At 59.5% G+C, this 17,090-nt stretch carries 15 protein-coding genes; 1 reads left to right on the forward strand and 14 read right to left on the reverse strand.

Annotated elements, in window-relative coordinates; translation table 11 throughout:
- Window positions 1-384, reverse strand: coding sequence for an argininosuccinate lyase (locus C1719_RS12545; protein ID WP_102375422.1), 384 nt, complete (start codon window positions 382-384; stop codon window positions 1-3).
- A gap of 124 nt (window positions 385-508) precedes the next feature.
- Window positions 509-2,014: a helix-turn-helix transcriptional regulator gene (locus tag C1719_RS12550; RefSeq protein ID WP_146007901.1), complete on the reverse strand. Its 1,506-nt coding sequence runs from the start codon at window positions 2,012-2,014 to the stop codon at window positions 509-511.
- Window positions 2,015-2,491: 477 nt separating this feature from the next.
- On the opposite strand from C1719_RS12550, the gene C1719_RS12560 reads away from it, so the two are divergent.
- Complete coding sequence (locus C1719_RS12560) at window positions 2,492-4,231, forward strand: FAD-dependent oxidoreductase (protein WP_245874515.1); 1,740 nt, start codon at window positions 2,492-2,494, stop codon at window positions 4,229-4,231.
- Between the two features lie 104 nt (window positions 4,232-4,335).
- On the opposite strand, the gene C1719_RS12565 is transcribed toward C1719_RS12560, so the two are convergent.
- From C1719_RS12565 to C1719_RS12625, 12 genes are all read right to left on the reverse strand, one after another.
- Entirely contained in the window at window positions 4,336-5,313 is a 978-nt protein-coding gene (locus C1719_RS12565; RefSeq protein ID WP_102375425.1) for a trigger factor, read from the reverse strand.
- 49 nt (window positions 5,314-5,362) lie between these two features.
- Window positions 5,363-5,749 (reverse strand): hypothetical protein, encoded by a 387-nt coding sequence (locus C1719_RS12570; protein ID WP_102375426.1) that lies wholly within the window; start codon window positions 5,747-5,749, stop codon window positions 5,363-5,365.
- 10 nt (window positions 5,750-5,759) lie between these two features.
- A complete protein-coding gene (locus tag C1719_RS12575) occupies window positions 5,760-6,152 on the reverse strand; it encodes a SpoVA/SpoVAEb family sporulation membrane protein (RefSeq protein ID WP_102375427.1) in 393 nt (130 codons plus the stop codon).
- Between the two features lie 496 nt (window positions 6,153-6,648).
- Window positions 6,649-8,121 carry a helix-turn-helix domain-containing protein gene (locus C1719_RS12585; RefSeq protein WP_180963591.1) on the reverse strand — a complete coding sequence of 491 codons (1,473 nt, stop codon included), beginning with the start codon at window positions 8,119-8,121 and terminating at the stop codon, window positions 6,649-6,651.
- 145 nt (window positions 8,122-8,266) lie between these two features.
- Window positions 8,267-8,677, reverse strand: a complete 411-nt coding sequence (locus C1719_RS12590; RefSeq protein ID WP_102375430.1) for a YegP family protein — start codon at window positions 8,675-8,677, stop codon at window positions 8,267-8,269.
- Window positions 8,678-8,725: 48 nt separating this feature from the next.
- Window positions 8,726-8,986, reverse strand: coding sequence for a hypothetical protein (locus C1719_RS15575; RefSeq protein WP_146007902.1), 261 nt, complete (start codon window positions 8,984-8,986; stop codon window positions 8,726-8,728).
- Window positions 8,987-9,077: 91 nt separating this feature from the next.
- Window positions 9,078-9,449 carry a hypothetical protein gene (locus tag C1719_RS12600; protein WP_102375432.1) on the reverse strand — a complete coding sequence of 124 codons (372 nt, stop codon included), beginning with the start codon at window positions 9,447-9,449 and terminating at the stop codon, window positions 9,078-9,080.
- Window positions 9,450-9,554: 105 nt separating this feature from the next.
- The gene (locus C1719_RS12605) at window positions 9,555-9,926 is read right to left on the reverse strand and encodes an oxidoreductase (protein ID WP_180963592.1); all 372 of its coding nucleotides are present in this window, start codon (window positions 9,924-9,926) and stop codon (window positions 9,555-9,557) included.
- 26 nt (window positions 9,927-9,952) lie between these two features.
- Window positions 9,953-12,268 (reverse strand): molybdopterin-dependent oxidoreductase, encoded by a 2,316-nt coding sequence (locus C1719_RS12610; protein ID WP_102375433.1) that lies wholly within the window; start codon window positions 12,266-12,268, stop codon window positions 9,953-9,955.
- 327 nt (window positions 12,269-12,595) lie between these two features.
- Window positions 12,596-13,117 carry an IS200/IS605 family transposase gene (gene tnpA, locus C1719_RS12615; protein WP_180963402.1) on the reverse strand — a complete coding sequence of 174 codons (522 nt, stop codon included), beginning with the start codon at window positions 13,115-13,117 and terminating at the stop codon, window positions 12,596-12,598.
- Between the two features lie 186 nt (window positions 13,118-13,303).
- Window positions 13,304-14,674, reverse strand: coding sequence for a histidine--tRNA ligase (gene hisS, locus C1719_RS12620; protein ID WP_102375434.1), 1,371 nt, complete (start codon window positions 14,672-14,674; stop codon window positions 13,304-13,306).
- 13 nt (window positions 14,675-14,687) lie between these two features.
- On the reverse strand, window positions 14,688-15,350 hold the full coding sequence (locus C1719_RS12625; protein WP_146007903.1) for a hypothetical protein: 663 nt from the start codon (window positions 15,348-15,350) through the stop codon (window positions 14,688-14,690).
- Window positions 15,351-17,090: the final 1,740 nt, after the last annotated feature.

The following is a 17,090-nucleotide window of genomic DNA, read 5'->3' on the forward strand; positions in this document are numbered from 1 at the left end:
TCACACCTCCTTGTCGCAAGACAGCTTGAGGGCATCGCTTATCTGGCGGTCGCGCTCCCGCCGACCCTCGTGCACGAGCTGAACGATTTCGTCTGCAGTCGGCTTAGGACCATGCCATTGCAACGCACCGATCCCCTCAAACAGCGCCAAGCGCTTCGCGATGCGCTTGGCACGCTGTGCTTCACTGTCAAAGTCGAGGGTGTTAGAGCATACGGGACGATGTAGCTGCCTCCCATCCCAAAAGTACAACTCATTTTGACGTTCGAGCATCTCCTCCACGGCGACGATCGTCTGCTGGGCTATGCTGCGATGGTTACGATCGGCGCACTCCTTAAGCTCTTCGTACAGATCTTCGGGGAAATCTCGCACCTGCAATGCGGGCATGGCGCATCCTCTCTCTTACATGCTATATGCATGCATTTTACATGCTGATATGCCAGAGAACAAGAGAACAAGGATGTACGAAACGAAACCTCAGAAGAATACGGCGCGGGATTCTATCCCCGACTTATCCCCGATCGATCAGTTCGAGCAGTTCTTCGCGCGACGAGACGTCGAGCTTGCGATAGATGCTCTTCACATGAGTGCGCACGGTGCTTTCGGAAATGACAAGCGTTTTGGCGATGAACACGATCCCGTGCCCGCGGCCGAGATACGCCAGCGTCTCGCTTTCACGCGGAGAAAGCTCGAAGCGCGCAGCTGTCGCCTCAATGCGCTGCTGCAGCTCGCTCTGCGCTTCTTTGCCATCCCCCCTGCGTGCTTCTAGCTCGGATGCTCGCTCCCTTCGCCATGAGGATGCCAAAGGAGCGAGCACGACAAACCCGAAGTACGCCGTGCTGATAACGAGCAGAATGGGACCCGCGTTCTCGGAAAGCTCGGAAACCGACCCGAACAATATGCCCAGAAACGAAGCGATCATAAAACATGCGACCGTAAGCCCGTAGATGAACGGTGAAGAGAACTCGCGGGCATGGGCCATCGCGCACAGGCTTGCAAGCGCAAGAATGCCTATGATGCCGTAGAACACATACGAAAGCGTCGATGCAAGCCACTGGGCTGCAGTTCCGTAGGGAAAGGCGTTCAATACGACCAGCACGATAGCGCAGACGGGCAGAAACACCTGGTAAACAAACGACATGAGCGGTCGATCGATTTTGAACAGGCTCAAGGGAAGCACGACGACCGTCGCAACGATGCCGCCGAGCGTTTCAACGTAGAACGTATCGAACACCATGAACTTGCGCACGCCCATCACGAACGCGAACACGAGCAGACCGATGAACGGCAACGCGGCAACCGAGGCCATCCTACGCACGCTGGCAAGGAGATCCTGTACGCCGGATTTGGAATCGGATGGCGCGACGGGGGCATCGCCGATAAGGTAACCGAGTTCGCGGTCGCCGCGGTTAGGAGCATCGGCGACGGCGCGATCGAGCTTTCCACCCGTCGCCTTCGCACAGGGAAGGGCCACGCCGATCAGTGCGAGCAGCCCAAACGAAACCAACCCCGGTTCGATGGCGACCGAAGAGAGCATGAGCGCGATGAACGAAGATACGCCTACCATGATGGCCAGATAGAACAGCGCTTGCCGCAGATCGAACATTGCGAGGTAGGTGCCCCACGCGATGCAGATCGGAACCATACCGCAGGCGACGGCGGCACCCGCTGCGACCATCACGCCTTCGGATCCGAACCCCTCGATGCCAAGGCCCGCAACGAACAGGGCGAAACCACCGATGTAGAGCACCGAAGAGGCGATGACGAGCTGCGGGGACGTAAACAGAGACGCGTCGTGGCGAAAAGCGAACCATGCCGAAACCACTCCGACGAAAGCAGCAGCCACCATCATCGTGTTCACGAAAAAAGGCATAAGCACATCCGCGGCACCGTACTCCGAAAACAGAACGAGATTGGGAGAATACAACGGGAGCGTCGCGAAGAAGGCGATGAACGCCAGCGTTTCGAGTCTGAACTCCTGCGAGAAGCGCACCCGCCTGCTCCCTTCCAGCTGCACACGGTCGTTTTTCCGTCCCAGTATACCTCACAACGAGGTCAAACGCTTGATCGTCGCAAAGCGCAAGGGTTCGAGCTACCGCGAAAGGCAAGCGTGCTTCTATGCTTTCAAGGCTCCTGCCGCATTCCCGTATTTGAAAAAACCGCCGCAAAACCCGTACTGGGCGAGCGAATCTGCGTCGCAAGCATCGGCAGAAATCAAAGTCCTTCCCAAAGACCGCATGGCGACAAGACGAGGCTAAGCCGTGCTTCTACCTGCTGCTTCTCCCTTACTACCCCAAAACCGCGATGCGGTTCGACGGGCCGCATCGCGGTTTCAGGCGACGCGCTATCGCGCAATTCCCCCATCGCAGCGATTTTCGCAACCCGATGAGCCCCGTAGGATGCATTCGAGCACTCGCGATCGTCGGTCGAAAAAAGAATCGACCGCAGCCGCGAGCGAAGATGGACACTGAATCAAGGAGACAAGGGAGGAATCATGACCATCATGAAATCTGGAATCTCACGACGCGCGTTTCTCGGGCTTGGGGCAACGGCGGCAGTCGCAGCCGGCGCAGGGCTGGCCGGCTGCTCACCTGCATCGAGCGAAGGCGGCTCCGCCCAAGCTGCGCAGGGGTCGGCCGCTTCCGAATCGAGCTGGAAGACCGCACCCGAGGAGATCACCGAATTCGCTAAGGAGTACGATTGCGACGTCGTCGTGTGCGGCCACGGGTTCGCAGGCATCACCGCATGCCGCGAGCTTGCCGAAGAGGGATACAAAGTCATCCTTGTCGAGAAGCAACCCGAAGACACCTACGCTGCAGTCGGCAATGAATTCGCGGCGCTGAACGCCTCGATCCTCAAAGAGCGCGGCGTGCCCGAGATCGACCCCGTCGAATTCTTCCAAAACTGGATGACCATCACGGGCAATTACCCAAACCAGGAGCTCGTCATGAAGTTCGCCCAACATTCGGGCGAAAACTCCGACTGGTATCTTTCGGAGTTGAGCGATTCGGACTTCGAAACCATGACGACGGCGTTCTTCCCGAAGACAGAGCATCAGCTCGACAACATCGGACCCATTAAGTTCTGGCCGAGTGTTTGCAGCTTCTACGGCGATTGCAACCAGACCAAGATCCACGAGTACAACCGCGCAGTCGCGCAGGAAAAGGGCGCCGAATTCCTGTTCTCGACAGAAGCCCTGTACGTCATCATGAACAACGGACAGGTCGCAGGCCTTGTCGCAAAAAATCCCGATGGCAACCTGAAGCTTAACGCGAGAGCGGTGGTCATCGCCTGCGGCGGGTTCGGCGGCAATGCCGAGATGATGGCCGACCTCATGCCCGACATGTACCACGCCCTCGTCGGCGACGAGCAGCTGACCTCGATGTCGGCCAACGATGGCCGGGGCGTTCAGATGGCCTATTGGGCAGGCGCGCATCTCGAAACCTGTCCCATTCCCGGCATGAACATGAAGGGGCTTTCGCTTCCCGGCAAAATGAACTGCCTGCCCCAAGCAGTTTGGATCGACGAGAACGGCAAGCGTTTCTGCAACGAGTACTACGCCACCTCCGAGCAGCGCGGTCTGGCCACGGTGTACAAGAGCCGCAAGACCAAGTTCGCCGTATGCGATGCGAACTTCCCCGAATACCGCCAGTACACCATTCCGCAGCATGCGGGCTTCACGGCGACCGAGGAGAACATCGCCTCGTTGCAGGAATCGCTCGATAAAGCATATGCCATCTTCAAGGGAACCTATGAAGAGCCCGAACAGGCAGAGGGCGAAGGCGACGGCATGGGACCGGTGACCACGATCGATTTCATCGCCGACGACACACTTGAAGGACTGGCCGGACAACTCGGACTGACAGGCGATGCGGTTGCGAATTTCGTCGAAACGATCTCGAACTACAATGCATACTGCGAAGCAGGCGCCGACCAGGAATACGGACGCGACGCTGCGGTCCTCTTCCCCGTCAAAGAACCCCCGTTCTACGCCTGCACGTTCGACCCGGTTCTCGGAGAAACCATGGTCACCTGCGGCGGCATCATCACCGACGGCGACCAGAACGCACTCGACGAGAACTTCGAGCCGATCCCGGGCCTCTACGTCTCGGGCAACGACTGCGGTCGCCGATTCGGCTACGAGTACATCACGCCCATTCCCGGGTGCAGCCTCGGCATGGCCATCACGCTCGGCCGCGAGTGCGGCAAATCGGTCGGAGCGTACCTGGCATAGCGACAGATAGGAAACAGGCGACCCGTCGGCCTCATCGCCGACGGGTCGCCTGACGTCTGCCGGCGAAACCGAGAATCGAGCTTCCGATGCCCCGAAAGCCAATCTCAGCCAAACGGGTTTGCCGCAGACATCGGGTCAAGAGCGATGATGGCCTGGGAAACAACCTGGTCGAGCGTTTTTTCGCAACGGGCAAGCGTACGCATGCGCTCCCATTCGCCTCTTTCATCCAAACGATTCCGAGCGGCTATGCCGCCGCAAACCCGCTCGGCTGTTCGGCGAACCTCTTCATCGCTTACATCGATGCCCCAATGCTCGGCCATCAGCTCAAGAGCCTCGCCTTCGGCGGCGATGCGCGATCCTTCGGCCGCAAACGAAGCCTCAAGGTCGCTTTCGGTCCAACCCAACTCGGCAAGCTTGCCCCCCTTCGTCTTTCCTTCGACCGCAAGCTTCCGTTCGAAATCGGCGCGAACCCCCGCAACTGCTCGGCCGATCGATTTGCGGCTCGCCCCGCCGACCAAACGCCCGGCGAGAACGGCGACGCATCGGGCGCGCTTCGCCTCATCCAGTCGCCGTCTCCGATCTTCCTCCATCTGCTCGCGAACGCTTGCGCGGAATTCGGCTACGGTCTTTGCGCGAGGTATGTTGACGGCCACCCATTCGTCGTCCGGTACCGGAATCTTGCGTTTCCTTACCTCGATAACCCTGACATCGGCCTCCATGAACGACAATCGGGATCCGCCGTCGCCGCTGCCGACGGCGGGCATTTCGAAAGAGAACGATCGCCGCTCGCCCTCAGCCATGCCAATGATCCCCTCGACGAGCGGTGCCGGGAAAAACCCATCGTCCATGGTGATGGTTACCTCTCTGCCCCTAAACCCTTTCAGCAATTCGCCGTTTTCTTTCAGCGTTACAACGGCCCGAACCTTGTCATCGGCAGAGATCCCGCAACCTCCCGCCCGCCCATAAGTCGGTATTTTCCCGACTATCTCCCGCATGCGCTCCTCGACATCCGCATCGGACACGATTGCATCGGGAAGCGATATGCTAACCGGCTCGTACGTTGCCAACCTTGCGTGCCCCATGGCATCCCATCTCCAATCGCCATCGCGGCTCTTTTACGCCGCATCGCCTTTACAGATTATCTTCATCGCCCTCGGCCGCCTGCCCGTCGGCGCTTACCGGGTGCAATGCCCGATGGGCCGCCCCCGCTGCAAGGCCGATTGCGGCAACGGCGCAAAATATCGCGACTATGGTTATCAGCGGCACGGCGCTGCCTCCCCCCATGATGATGCCGACATCCTGGCATATGGTCGAACCGGCGGCGAATACCGTAATCACGATGCCCGCCTGCCCGAGGTTCGTCAACGCGGCAACGACACCCGTCGGCACTAAGAGCGCAGCGACCGTCTGCACGAGCAGAAACAGCGTGGGGCCGGGCACTTTCGGAAGAAGCTCGCTCACCAACTGGGTGCACAGGCAAATGCAGCCGCACACCAAAAACGCTCCTACAAATTCCATACCGGCCTCCTTAAGCGGCGAGCGCCGCCACCGCGCCGATTATGGCGGCGATAAGCGATCCAACGCCCAAAACGTATAGGAACACGCCAAGTCCGCGAACAATGCCTTTCCGGCAGCCGCCTTCAGCGCTTCCCTGCAGAAACATTCCCGCAACGGCAGACACGAGGCCGCTGAAGGGCATGGCGGCTCCTATCGCACCTGCCTTCTCGATTTTCTGATATACATTACCCACGTAGAGGGCACCGCCCACGACTCCCAAACTCAGCAGCGTCGCAGGCATCGCCCATGCCGAATCGTCGCCAAGCAGCATCCGCCAGAGAACAAACAGCACCTGGCTGAAAAGACCCAGGCAACCACCCACGAAAAACGCACCTGCCAGACGTTTTGCTATCCCCGTATCCATTGGCACCTCCTTGCACTCATGTACACGTTGCCCTAACGGCCGAACCGAATGGTTTCGCGCCGTTCGAAATTCTCCGCTCTATCCAAAACCGACCGCCCCGAGACCCTCGGCCCCGACCGTCGCCTCAGCCTTCCGAGGGACCATGCCGCAGCGTCTTTGCGAACGCGGCCGCATCAAGGGGCGCGACGCGTTCTTCGCAGTGCGCCGGCGCCGCTCCCTTGGGCGGGCTCTCCTTCGCGCGGCCGCACGGCTCGGAACAAAGCAAGCCGGTGTAGCGGCAGCGAACGGTCGGCTGGGTTCGCACTTCAGGAAGGCGTCCTCCGCAAAAGGAGCATTCCGTCCTCGCCAGATTCCCATCCTCGAAAGCATTGGTCGCACCGCAATCGGGGCATTGCACGGGACGGCGCTTTCGCGGAGGATGACATCGCCCGCAGTACGGGTTGCATGTCAAACACATGGAATCACCTCGCTTTTGCAGCTAAAGGCAAGCCCGAGGTCAGAGCCTCACGTGAGGCTCCTCTATTTCACGCTTGATCTGCATGCGCTCGTCCTGTACGCGATCGATGAGATCCTGCTGCGCCTCGATATCGAGCTTGCGATACACGTTATATGTATGAGATTTCACGGTATACACCGATATTCCCAGTTCACGCGCAATAACCGTCGCCGATCGGCCTCGCGATAACAGATGGAATATTTCGCATTCGCGCGGAGTAAGCCCCACGCTTTCGGCCACGTGCTCGCACGCTTTTCGCCACAGCCCCTGCCCGATGTGGTCGTCGGATAGCCCCTCGTCGGCTGCGGGCGACGGAGCAAACGGCATGGTAAGGGGATCGGCGCCATACGGAACCACAGCGATGCCGACCGACAGAAGCACCGTCAAAACGAGCGAGCTCGCAATCGCGTAAAACGAAGGAACCGCCAGAGCGAATATCAGATCGAGCACGACCCCCACGCTCAAACCCAGATAAAAGGGCAACGCGGTACGCGAATACAAATGGCAGCTCTGGGCTTCGAATTCGATTGCAAGTATGGACCTGTTGACAATGCGGGCGAGATCGCGCATGAACAACACCGTCATCAAAACGACGACACACCCGACCGCCGCCGGTCCGGAAACGAAAGGCAGCGTAAGCAGCAAAGCCACGAGCAGCGGAAACGTGATCCTCTCAACGGGTCCAAGCAAAATCCACGACCCGCTTTTCGCCCTGATGACAAGCATCGATACAACAACGGCGCCCAAAACGCCCCACCCCGGCTCAAGCAGGGCTCCCGAAGCGGGAAACGAGCGGCCGATCGATTGGATGAGGCTTCCGATAACGACGCCGGTGATCGAGTAGGAAAGCGACGAACGCCAATCCAGATGCATGTTCTCGGAAGATTCCCGCCTCGTCACGAACCGACCGGATTCGATACCCTGCGACATGGTCACGAAGAACACGGCCGACAGAAGCGGGGCGGCGATCAAGGCGACGAGCCGAGCGGTCGGCTCGAGGAAGGATACGGCAACCATGCCGGCACCCGCCACGGCAAACGCGATGATGAACGATGCCAGAAGCGTTTCTTTTTCCCTGTTCGCAACGTATTCCGACCACACGGTGAGGAAAAGGGCCAGAGCAACGCCGGCAACCGCCCACACGATGCAGGACAGCGCAATGCTTGCGATGCCCGCCTGCTCCATGAATGCAGAAACCCCGAAAGCCGAAGCCAGCACGAGGGCGGAGGGAAAAAGCAGCTTACGCGTGCCGATCTGCGAGAGCTTATCGCTGTAGCGCAGCAATAACACCGTGCAAATCAAAAGCGCCGACAATCCCGCAAGAACCGGCACCCCGGAAAGCGAGCTTCCGTACGCAATGTCAACGAGCGCATCGCCGAAGAACACGATGTAGAACAGCGCGATGGCCATACCGTATCCTATCGCACCGAGCAATACATCCGAAGAAGGCCAGCGCCTCACGAAATCATTCATCGCGCACCCGTCCAATCCCCCATAGAAAACGGCTTGCTCCCGTGCGGCACTCATCCTATGCCGCATAACCACGCTGCAGGTCAGAAGCCCAATATACAACTTAGTTCTTCATGGCGCCATCCTTGCACACTCTCTGTCGCCAATGTCACGCTCGCGCCATTGCTTCGCGCGCATACGACTGCAGAACATCATGCACCCGCGTCGTCAGATCATCGTCGGGAGTAGAATCCCGCACTTCGGCGGTGGCCGCTATGCGCTTCAGGGAAGCTACGGCCTTATCCCTATCGACAACTGTTTCATAGAAGGGACTCGTCCCCAAAACATGCGCATCGGCGGCATGCAGGCTGAAATACAGGCTTCCATCCTCAGTTTCGAGAAACTCGTACAGGTTGTCCTTCGCACCCGCGATCCGAATCCAGCTTATCTCGTTGAGGCACATCGGTTTCAACTCTCTATACTGGCTTTTGAGCAGCAGGGCGCCTTCCTCGTCTTTCACGTGGATAACGAATCTTTTATTAGCTCCCACCTGCGTGAGTTCAAACGTTCCGCTCTCCATGGTTGCCTCCGTTCGATGTCTGTTGTTCCCCGTCGCCGTTTTCCCCGACTATGAGAGAGGGGGCTTCGGGGCGCTCGGGGGATTCGGGGCGCTCGGCGCGGCCGGAGCATCGGGTGCTTTCGGCGCTGGACTCGCAGGCCCGCCCGGTCCAGCCGTCTTGTTGAGCTTCATGGGCGGGAATTTGTATCCGCACTCGGAGCACGCCTTCGCCGTCAACGGCTGGGATGCTCCGCATTCGGGGCAATCCTTCATCTTAGGACCCGCTGCTTCGGCGGCAGCGATTTCCGCCTGTGGTGGTCTGTAACACATGGCACCCGTCTCCTTTGCTTTCCTGTCGCATCCGCCGATCTGATCCTACGGCGGCGGTGGTGGGCGCACAGAAACCTGCACGCCCACCCTGTTATTCGCCGGTCTGGTCTTCGACCAGAGCGCCCTTCGCTGCCGCGATGATGGCATCGCGAACCTTATCCATCTCGGCCTCGGTCTCGAACACCGCGCTGAACCCGAGAGGCGCGGCATCGCCGATACGACCCTGCTCCCCTTCGCGCGACGTATGCTCTTCTCCGCGGATCGTGTAGCCGCCGTGCGGCCCCGCCATGGGCTGCAGGTGGTACTTCAGATCGTCGCCCCAGCTTCTCATGAGATCGACCTTGCGCTGCGCCATATCCTTCGTTGACGCAATGGCTCCCTTGAACAGGATGTCGCCCGCATCGTCGACGAGGTTGAAGCGGTACTTCGTACGTTCCTTTACCAGGATGAACTTGCCGCTCATACCGGCTCCTCTCTCTGTAGTCGGCCAAGGGCGGCCGTCCGCTTGACGCCCGCCCGCCTGCGTGCCTGCCGCGGCGGCGAAACAGCCGCGGCAGGTTTCACGTTCCTAGTAGACTGCCTGCTTGCGTGGCTCGTCGTTCGTCTCGTTGAACAGGACCATCTTCTTTTTCGTCATCTTCTGCATCAGCTCGTCAAGCGGTCCAACCGTGATGACGAGCGCCTGACAATGCAGCTCGCACAGAGCCTTCTTGCCCGCGGCGATCCGGTCTTTGCAGAAATCGCAATGCTCGGCCGGGATGGGAACGTGATTCCATTCCCAATCGGTTTCGCTGTAGCGCCAAGGGCCGTTATCGGCGAGCTTTATGCCCCATTCGTCTTCAGCCAGATCGAACCGTTCTTTGCAGCTCACTTCGCAAGAATGGCAACCTGTGCAGTAGTCGTAGTCGATAAGCATGCCCATCGCCTTGTTGTCTGCCATGATCCTCACCCCTTTCCTTTCGGTCTCTAGCGCTCGAGGTATGCCGGCTTTTTATCCCATGCGTTGACCGGCCAGCCCTCTTCGAAATCGGGACCTCCCTCGGCCTTAGTCACGCCGCAGATCATGCACTTGAATGGCGATCCGAAGCCCATCTTGCCGTACAGTCCGTGCGGAACGAGCTGGTTGATGTTCGCGTCGAACACGCCGTAGGGGCCGAACCCCTTGTCGTCGGGACCCTTCTCGGGATACCACCAGGCATGCTTCGCCATGAGCGTTCCCTCTTTGACGATCGGCGTTGCGCGCACCCTCTGGCGGCACTTGCCGAACATGTTCTCGAGGTAAACCCAATCGCCATCGGCGAGACCCAAGCGCTCGAGGTCGGCGGGATTCATTTCGACCGTCGGCCATGGATCAAGGTTGCGCAAGCGCTTGATATGACGCTGTTCGGAATGGAAGTAAGACCAAGAACGTGCACCGGTCGTCAGCACGAACGGGTACCTTTCAGCCAGATCGGGCGTGCTGACCGGGCTGTACGGAGGCTCTTCGTAATAGGGCATCGGATCGTCGCCCCAGTCGGCGAAGCGCTGGCAATACGCCTCCACCATGCCGGATTGCGTGCCGAAGCCGGGCTCGCCATTCCACGTCTGAAGACCGTAGGCGTACTTCTCGAACTCGTACGGAGGCGTCACGAATCCCAGTTCGGAATCGCGGAGATCTTCCCACGTTCCTTCGACGCCGTAGCCGTTAAGTTCCCAGGTGAGGAACTCGTAGAGATCCTTCCAGGGGAATTTCGAGGGATTCAGCCTCCACCCGAGGTCGAGCATGATCTCGTCGTCCGATTTGCACTCGCCGACCTGGTTTCCCTTGACGCATGCCGCCACGAACAGCGTCAGCGCGCCATAATGCGTAGCAACAAGGCCGTCCTTTTCACCGGTTGAGGCCACAGGCAGGAACAGATCGCCGTAAGATGCGCACGAGGGCGTCATGGTAAGATCCGCGAACACGTTGAAATCGGGGCGATGCATGGCCTCATCGACCATTCGGGGATCTGCCGAGGGGCAGGCGATGGGATTCGAGCTCATGGTGAACGTCATCTTGATGGGATACGGCTTATCGGTGCGTATCGCATCCATGGCGATGTCGCACTGCGTCGTCGAGCATGCCGTGGATACGCAGGGGTACTCGGCGGCGCCGAGGCGCTTGGCTTTGATATCGTCGTCAAGCTCTTCCCAGCCCCACCAAGAGGTGGGAGCCTCGCGGTCGGAACCGCCGAGCAAAACGCCGCCCGGCACGTCGAGATTGCCGGTGATCGCGCACATGAGCAGCACAAGGTGCGCGGTCTGGATGCCGTTGACCTTCTCGTCGACGGCAAGTCCCCAGGTCATGGAACCAGGCTTTTCGGTGGCCCAGTAACGAGCGGCATCGACGATGAGGTCTTCGGGAACACCCGTTATCGAAGATGCGAGCGACGGCGGATACTCGGCGCAGCGCTCGGCGAACTCCTTGAAACCGTACACCCAATTGTCGCAGAACTCGTGATCGTAGAGATCTTCGGAGATGATGACGTGGCACATCGCAAGGTAGAGGGCGGCGTCGGTGCCAGGGCGCAGCTGGAGGAAGTACTTTGCGCGCGTCGCGAGCCATGTAGCGCGCGGATCGACCACGATGAGCTCGGTTCCGCGCTTCATCATATCGACGAGCGCGTGGCCGAACAGACCGTCAGGATTGGAAACGAGCGGGTCCTTGCCGATGATGAGCGCGCATTTCGGCAGCACGTAGTTCGGATCGTCGTAGCGAAGCTCGGGAAACTCGGTCGCGTAGTCGAGCTCGGGGTATCCGGCACCGAGCACGTATACGCAAATCGAAGAACGCGGGCCGTAGCACGACCAACCATTGTGCGGGTAGTTGAAGTTCGGCGATTCGAAAGCCGAGAACGTGATCTTGGGAACGGTATGCCAAAGATCGCGGCCCGTGCCGATGAACGTCATGATCGATTCGGGTCCGTACTCCTTTTGGATGCGGCGCGTTTCCTTCTCGATCATATCGTAGGCTTCATCCCACGTGATACGCTCCCATTTGCTGTTGTCTCCGCGATTCTTCGGATCGCGCTTCATGGGATAGATAATGCGCTCCGAGCTGTTGTTGTACGCCGGGAGCTCGAGGAACTTGATGGAGACGCGGCCTTGGGTGATCGGATTGGTCGGATCGCCTTCGACATGATGAAGCACGTCGTCTTTGTAAAACAGACGGAGCCCCCATCCCACCGGATGCTCGCCCGGAGGCGACCACGCGCAAGTTCGCACGACAGTATAGTCGCCCTCTTGCCACTTCCAATTGCTCATAGCATTTCCCCTTTCCATAAGGTGTCTGCTCACTTTTCGCAATGTCGGCGGCGTCCGCCGGGAGCTTCGCCCGTCTTGACCGTCTTGCCTTGCGCCGATCGGCATCCGAAAAGCACCTACCCGCATTAAAAGATCGGGATAGGCGAAAGGCTAGCTGCAGCCAGTACGGATTTCACTTGCGTCTCTGATCCCCATAGAATCAGAACCACCCGTGAAAACGGGTGGTTTGCTCTAGGGGTATAACCCCAAGGATTACCAGCCAGCGCCTAAAGACGCTGGCCTTCACTTGTGTTCAGGCCGTATAGCTTTTGACTCGCAACAAGCCACTTAAAGTGGCAGCTTGCCTTGTCCTTTGATGAACGGGTCTTCGTATTCTTTAACGCTTAACTTGTCGAGTGCAATGTCGTGCTTTTCTTGTTCGCGAATGTATTTTGCAATAGCGGCCTCATTAAGACCTACCGTGCTTACGTAGTAACCTTCGGCCCAAAACTTCCTGTTACCGAACTTGTACTTGAGATTGGCATGCTTGTCGAAAATCATCAGGGAACTCTTTCCCTTCAGATACCCCATAAAACTAGAGACGCTTATCTTCGGCGGAATGCTCACTAGCATGTGAACATGATCAGGCATGAGGTGCCCTTCTAGTATCTCAACGCCTTTGTATCCGCATAGTGTGCGGAGTATGCTCCCAATGCTAGTCCTCAATTGATTGTAGATAATTTTGCGCCTATACTTCGGAGTGAAGACGATGTGATACTTACACATCCACTTCGTGTGCGACAGGCTATGCGACTGTTGCGCCAAATTAATCACCTTCCTAATTCGCTGGACGACCTGAACAATCGCCATTGTATAGGAAGGTGATTTTGTATAACATCTGTCGCGCACCCGCATAGCGGGTGGTTGATATCGTCCGCGCTTTGCGCGGCCGACGGGCTAAAGCCCTAACCAGAAAGGGACTCATGCTTTAAGCATGAGTCCCTTGATCAGGTTATTCGCTATCAGGAAACGGCTTCCTGAAAAAATACGCGGCCTCTACTCTTCGACAGGAAAAACCTCTTCGAGCCTTAGGGCGGACTGGTCGCCGTAGGGCTGGCCGCCGAAACGGGCGAGCACGCCCTTGGCTGTTTCGAGGTCCACGAGCGCCTCGCGGCGCGTCGCCATGTTGCGGACTTTTATCTTGCCCTCGGCAAGCTCGTCGGGACCGAGGATGACAACCATGCGGGCACCGAGCTTGTCGGCAAGCTTGAACTGGCTCTTGAGGCTGCGGCTCTGGTGATCCATCTCCCCGATGAAGCCGGCGTCGCGAGCCATTTGAAGCAGCCCGAACGCCGTCTGGCGCGTCGTCTCGTCAACGCATGCCAGGAAAAAGTCGCACCGTGCTGCAGGAGCGAATTCGACACCGGCCGCTTGCAGGGCCAGCACGCATCGTTCGTAGCCGAGCGCGAACCCGAGACCCGAAGTCGGGCGCCCCCCGACTTCCTCGGCGAGCTTGTCGTAACGCCCGCCGCCGCCGATGGCGTTTTGCGATCCGAGGCCGTCGACAACCTGCACTTCGAACACCGTGCGCGTATAGTAATCGAGTCCGCGCACGAGCCGAGCATCCTCGACGTAATCGATCGAAGCTGCATCGAGATAGGATTTGACGGCGGAATAGTGCTCCTTGCAGTCATCGCACAGGTAGTCGGTGATCTTCGGCGCGCCATCCATCACCGCCGAGCATGTCGGATTCTTGCAATCGAACGCCCGCAACGGATTGATCTCGGCGCGATGCATGCACTCGTCGCACAGATCGGCCCGGCGGTCTTCCATGTAAGCGCGCACGAGCTCGCGGTAAGCGGGCCTGCATTTTTCGCACCCCATCGAATTCACCAGCAAGCGCATCGATTGCGCAGGTATGCCGATCGCCGTGAAGAACCTCATGAGCATGATGATGACCTCGGCATCGGTCGTGGGGGCTTCAGCCCCCAGGCACTCGACGCCGACCTGATTGAACTGGCGATAGCGCCCCTTCTGCGGGCGTTCCGCGCGAAACATCGGACCCGCGTACATGAGCTTCACCGGAGCCGCGCCCTGCGGCACAAGATCGTGCTGCACGACCGCGCGCACCACGCCCGCCGTTCCCTCGGGGCGAAGCGAGAGGCGGCTTTTGCTCTTGATGCTCTCGCCCGCAAGGAGCTTTTTCATGTTCTCGCCCGAAATCGCCTGGAACATTTCCTTGGATACGACGTCGGTGGCTTCCCCGATGCCGCGAACGAAAAGCTCGGTCTGCTCGAACATCGGCGTCTCAATGGGAAGATAGCCATAGCGGCCGAACACGTCTGCCGCGGTCTGCTTGAACGTATTCCAGAACTTTGCCTCGTCGGGCAAGAGGTCTTTCGTCCCCTCGGGAGCTTGCAGTGCCATTCGGTTCCTTTCTCTAATCGCCCAGCGAGCGAAGTACGTTCACGATTGCGTCATCGGGCCGATGCTGGCAGTACGCAGCCAGCACGCTGCGAGCAACAACGAAAAGCCCGGCATCCACTGCCGCCGCCGAGGCTTCGAGCAGCCGGTCGAAAGCCTCTTCCGAAGGGGCCAGCACCACGCCGTGCGCGGCGAGCACCTCGTCGATCTCGTCGGGGGGAAGCAGGTTGGCCTCCGGTTCGTTGAGAAGCTCCTCGAGCTCCAGGCGCGCCTGATCGTAGATGATCGGCGATGTCGTCATCGATTTCAAGTATCCCGCCACACCCGCCGCAAGCCGTCCGGCTTTCCATTCGGCATAGGCAAGCTGATAGTACCCCATGGCTATTTCGTTGGGAAGGATCGCCAGCTCGAGGTATCGGTTGATGGTTGCAATCGTGTTGTCCATATCGCCCACGAGCATGTAGGTGCGCGCCGTCTGCAGATATCCCGGCCCACCCGTCGGCGCAAGCTCCATGCAGCGCTTGCCGTAGCCGAGAGCCTCTTCGGTCCTGTCGAACGAATGCTCGAGCATCTTCACCACTTCGAGGCAGCAGAAGTACAGGGAATCGGGCGCGAGCTCGACCCGCCGGTTCGCATCGCGTTCGAATCTACCCGCCTGGCGTGCGCGGTTGTAGACCACACGCGATGCATAGGAGTCGAAGCACCTGAAAACCGTATCGGCGGTATCGGCGAACCTCCCCGATTGCTCGGCTTTGCCGATGNCGCCTGGCGTGCGCGGTTGTAGACCACACGCGATGCATAGGAGTCGAAGCACCTGAAAACCGTATCGGCGGTATCGGCGAACCTCCCCGATTGCTCGGCTTTGCCGATGGCAAGGGCAAGCATTGTAACCGCTTCGTCGATCTCGCCTCGCTCGGCCATGACCCGCGCCTGCGTGATCGCAGCGATCAGCTCATCCTCTCCGAGGAACCGGTTCACGATGGCATTCTGGTCGCCCGGGTCGATCTCATCGGCCGTCAACGCAACCATGAGCCTCGTGCACGCCTCCTGCACGTCAAGGTCGGCCGATGCGTCTTTCACCGCGCTCACGATGCGTATTCTCTCGGTGGTGCTCTCCGCCTTCGCAATCGCGTCGGCGAGCTGCTCGCCTGTATGCCGGCGCTTGGCGCTGTAGTTGACCGCAAGATCCGACAGCTCGCTTGCACCGAGCGGCGCGCAGGCAAATTCAGGCAATGGCTGCTCGGATATTTCAGGCGGCATGGTGCGCAAGGGGTTCGCCAGGCGCTCATCTTCGAGCGGAGACGCGATATCGGCTTGCCCGATCAATGCACCCGCCCAGTTGAAGAACGGAAACGGATCCCCTTCGCCGGCTTGGCGATATGCCGAATTGCCGCAAAAGGCCGCCCGTTCGAACTCGACCGAAAACAGCCTCGGTGGGCCCTCTTGGGGAAACTCGCCCGACCCGCCGGGCTCGTCGGTCCCATCCGAGACGGGACGAACGGCAACCGCAACGCGTTCGATCGAGACGCTCTGGTAAAACGCGATGGCCGCAAGCATGAGCGCAAGCCGCATGGCGTATCGCATCGCCTGGACTTCGCGCTCCGCCTGGGAAACCTCGCTCCAACCCGCCGCTTCGTCGCGCCATCGGCTTTTCGGCATGACCGAAGCGTCGGGCGCAACGGCATCGAACGCCACGATGCCGCCTTCCGCATTCACCCTGAAATCCGTCGTGAACCGAAACGGAAGGCGCAAACGCTCGACCGCTTGGGCGATCCCGAGCCGTATGGACCACTCGCCCGCCGCAGCGTCCTGCGCATCGACCGGGCTCTCTGCAAGCGGCATCTGCCGAGCAACGGATTCGATCAGATAGTAATCCCATTGTCCGACCTCGGATTCCGAAGCCGCGGCAGCCCGATCACCCAACGATTCGGATACCAAGAGGAATCGGTTAAGGGCGCCCTCGAGCGCCCAAATCGTGCGACGGAACGGCGCCGCCGCTTCGTCGTCGTTTGTTCCCAGGTAGTAGGTGTCGGCATATTTTTTCGTTCGAACAAGCCGCAGAGGATCGCTCTTCGCGATGCGCTTGAGCTCGGTTGCGCGATCGCTTCCCAGCCCCGCTTCGCCGAGCCACCGGGCAAGCGCGCGCTCGATGCCGGGTGCCGTCAGCGCAGGATCGGCATCGGCGCCCGCCACAACGCCCGCTATGCGCTCGAGCGCATCGAGGGGCTTGCCCCTCTGCAACTCCTCCGATACGTTCCCGATTCCGTAAAGCGGCGGTTGGGTGCCGCAGAGCGCGGGACGGGACACGAACGCAAGGGAAAAGCGCGGTACGAAACCTTCGTACAGCAGACCTTGCCCGAACTGAGCGAAAACGAAACACGAGCCCTCGAAGTAATAGCGTCCCCCCCCGAACCTGTAT

It is taken from the genome of Raoultibacter massiliensis (genome assembly GCF_900199545.1).
Lineage (GTDB): Bacteria > Actinomycetota > Coriobacteriia > Coriobacteriales > Eggerthellaceae > Raoultibacter > Raoultibacter massiliensis.

Coding starts and splice junctions, on each gene's coding strand:
- C1719_RS12585 (WP_180963591.1), bottom strand. CDS start 8,121: ATGAATGATTTCGTGAGGCGCTGGCCTTCTTCGGATGTATTGCTCGGT.
- hisS (WP_102375434.1), bottom strand. CDS start 14,674: ATGGCACTGCAAGCTCCCGAGGGGACGAAAGACCTCTTGCCCGACGAG.
- C1719_RS12575 (WP_102375427.1), bottom strand. CDS start 6,152: ATGGATACGGGGATAGCAAAACGTCTGGCAGGTGCGTTTTTCGTGGGT.
- C1719_RS12600 (WP_102375432.1), bottom strand. CDS start 9,449: ATGAGCGGCAAGTTCATCCTGGTAAAGGAACGTACGAAGTACCGCTTC.
- C1719_RS12590 (WP_102375430.1), bottom strand. CDS start 8,677: ATGGAGAGCGGAACGTTTGAACTCACGCAGGTGGGAGCTAATAAAAGA.
- C1719_RS12560 (WP_245874515.1), top strand. CDS start 2,492: ATGACCATCATGAAATCTGGAATCTCACGACGCGCGTTTCTCGGGCTT.
- C1719_RS12570 (WP_102375426.1), bottom strand. CDS start 5,749: ATGGAATTTGTAGGAGCGTTTTTGGTGTGCGGCTGCATTTGCCTGTGC.
- tnpA (WP_180963402.1), bottom strand. CDS start 13,117: ATGGCGATTGTTCAGGTCGTCCAGCGAATTAGGAAGGTGATTAATTTG.
- C1719_RS12610 (WP_102375433.1), bottom strand. CDS start 12,268: ATGAGCAATTGGAAGTGGCAAGAGGGCGACTATACTGTCGTGCGAACT.
- C1719_RS15575 (WP_146007902.1), bottom strand. CDS start 8,986: ATGTGTTACAGACCACCACAGGCGGAAATCGCTGCCGCCGAAGCAGCG.
- C1719_RS12545 (WP_102375422.1), bottom strand. CDS start 384: ATGCCCGCATTGCAGGTGCGAGATTTCCCCGAAGATCTGTACGAAGAG.
- C1719_RS12605 (WP_180963592.1), bottom strand. CDS start 9,926: ATGGCAGACAACAAGGCGATGGGCATGCTTATCGACTACGACTACTGC.
- C1719_RS12565 (WP_102375425.1), bottom strand. CDS start 5,313: ATGGGGCACGCAAGGTTGGCAACGTACGAGCCGGTTAGCATATCGCTT.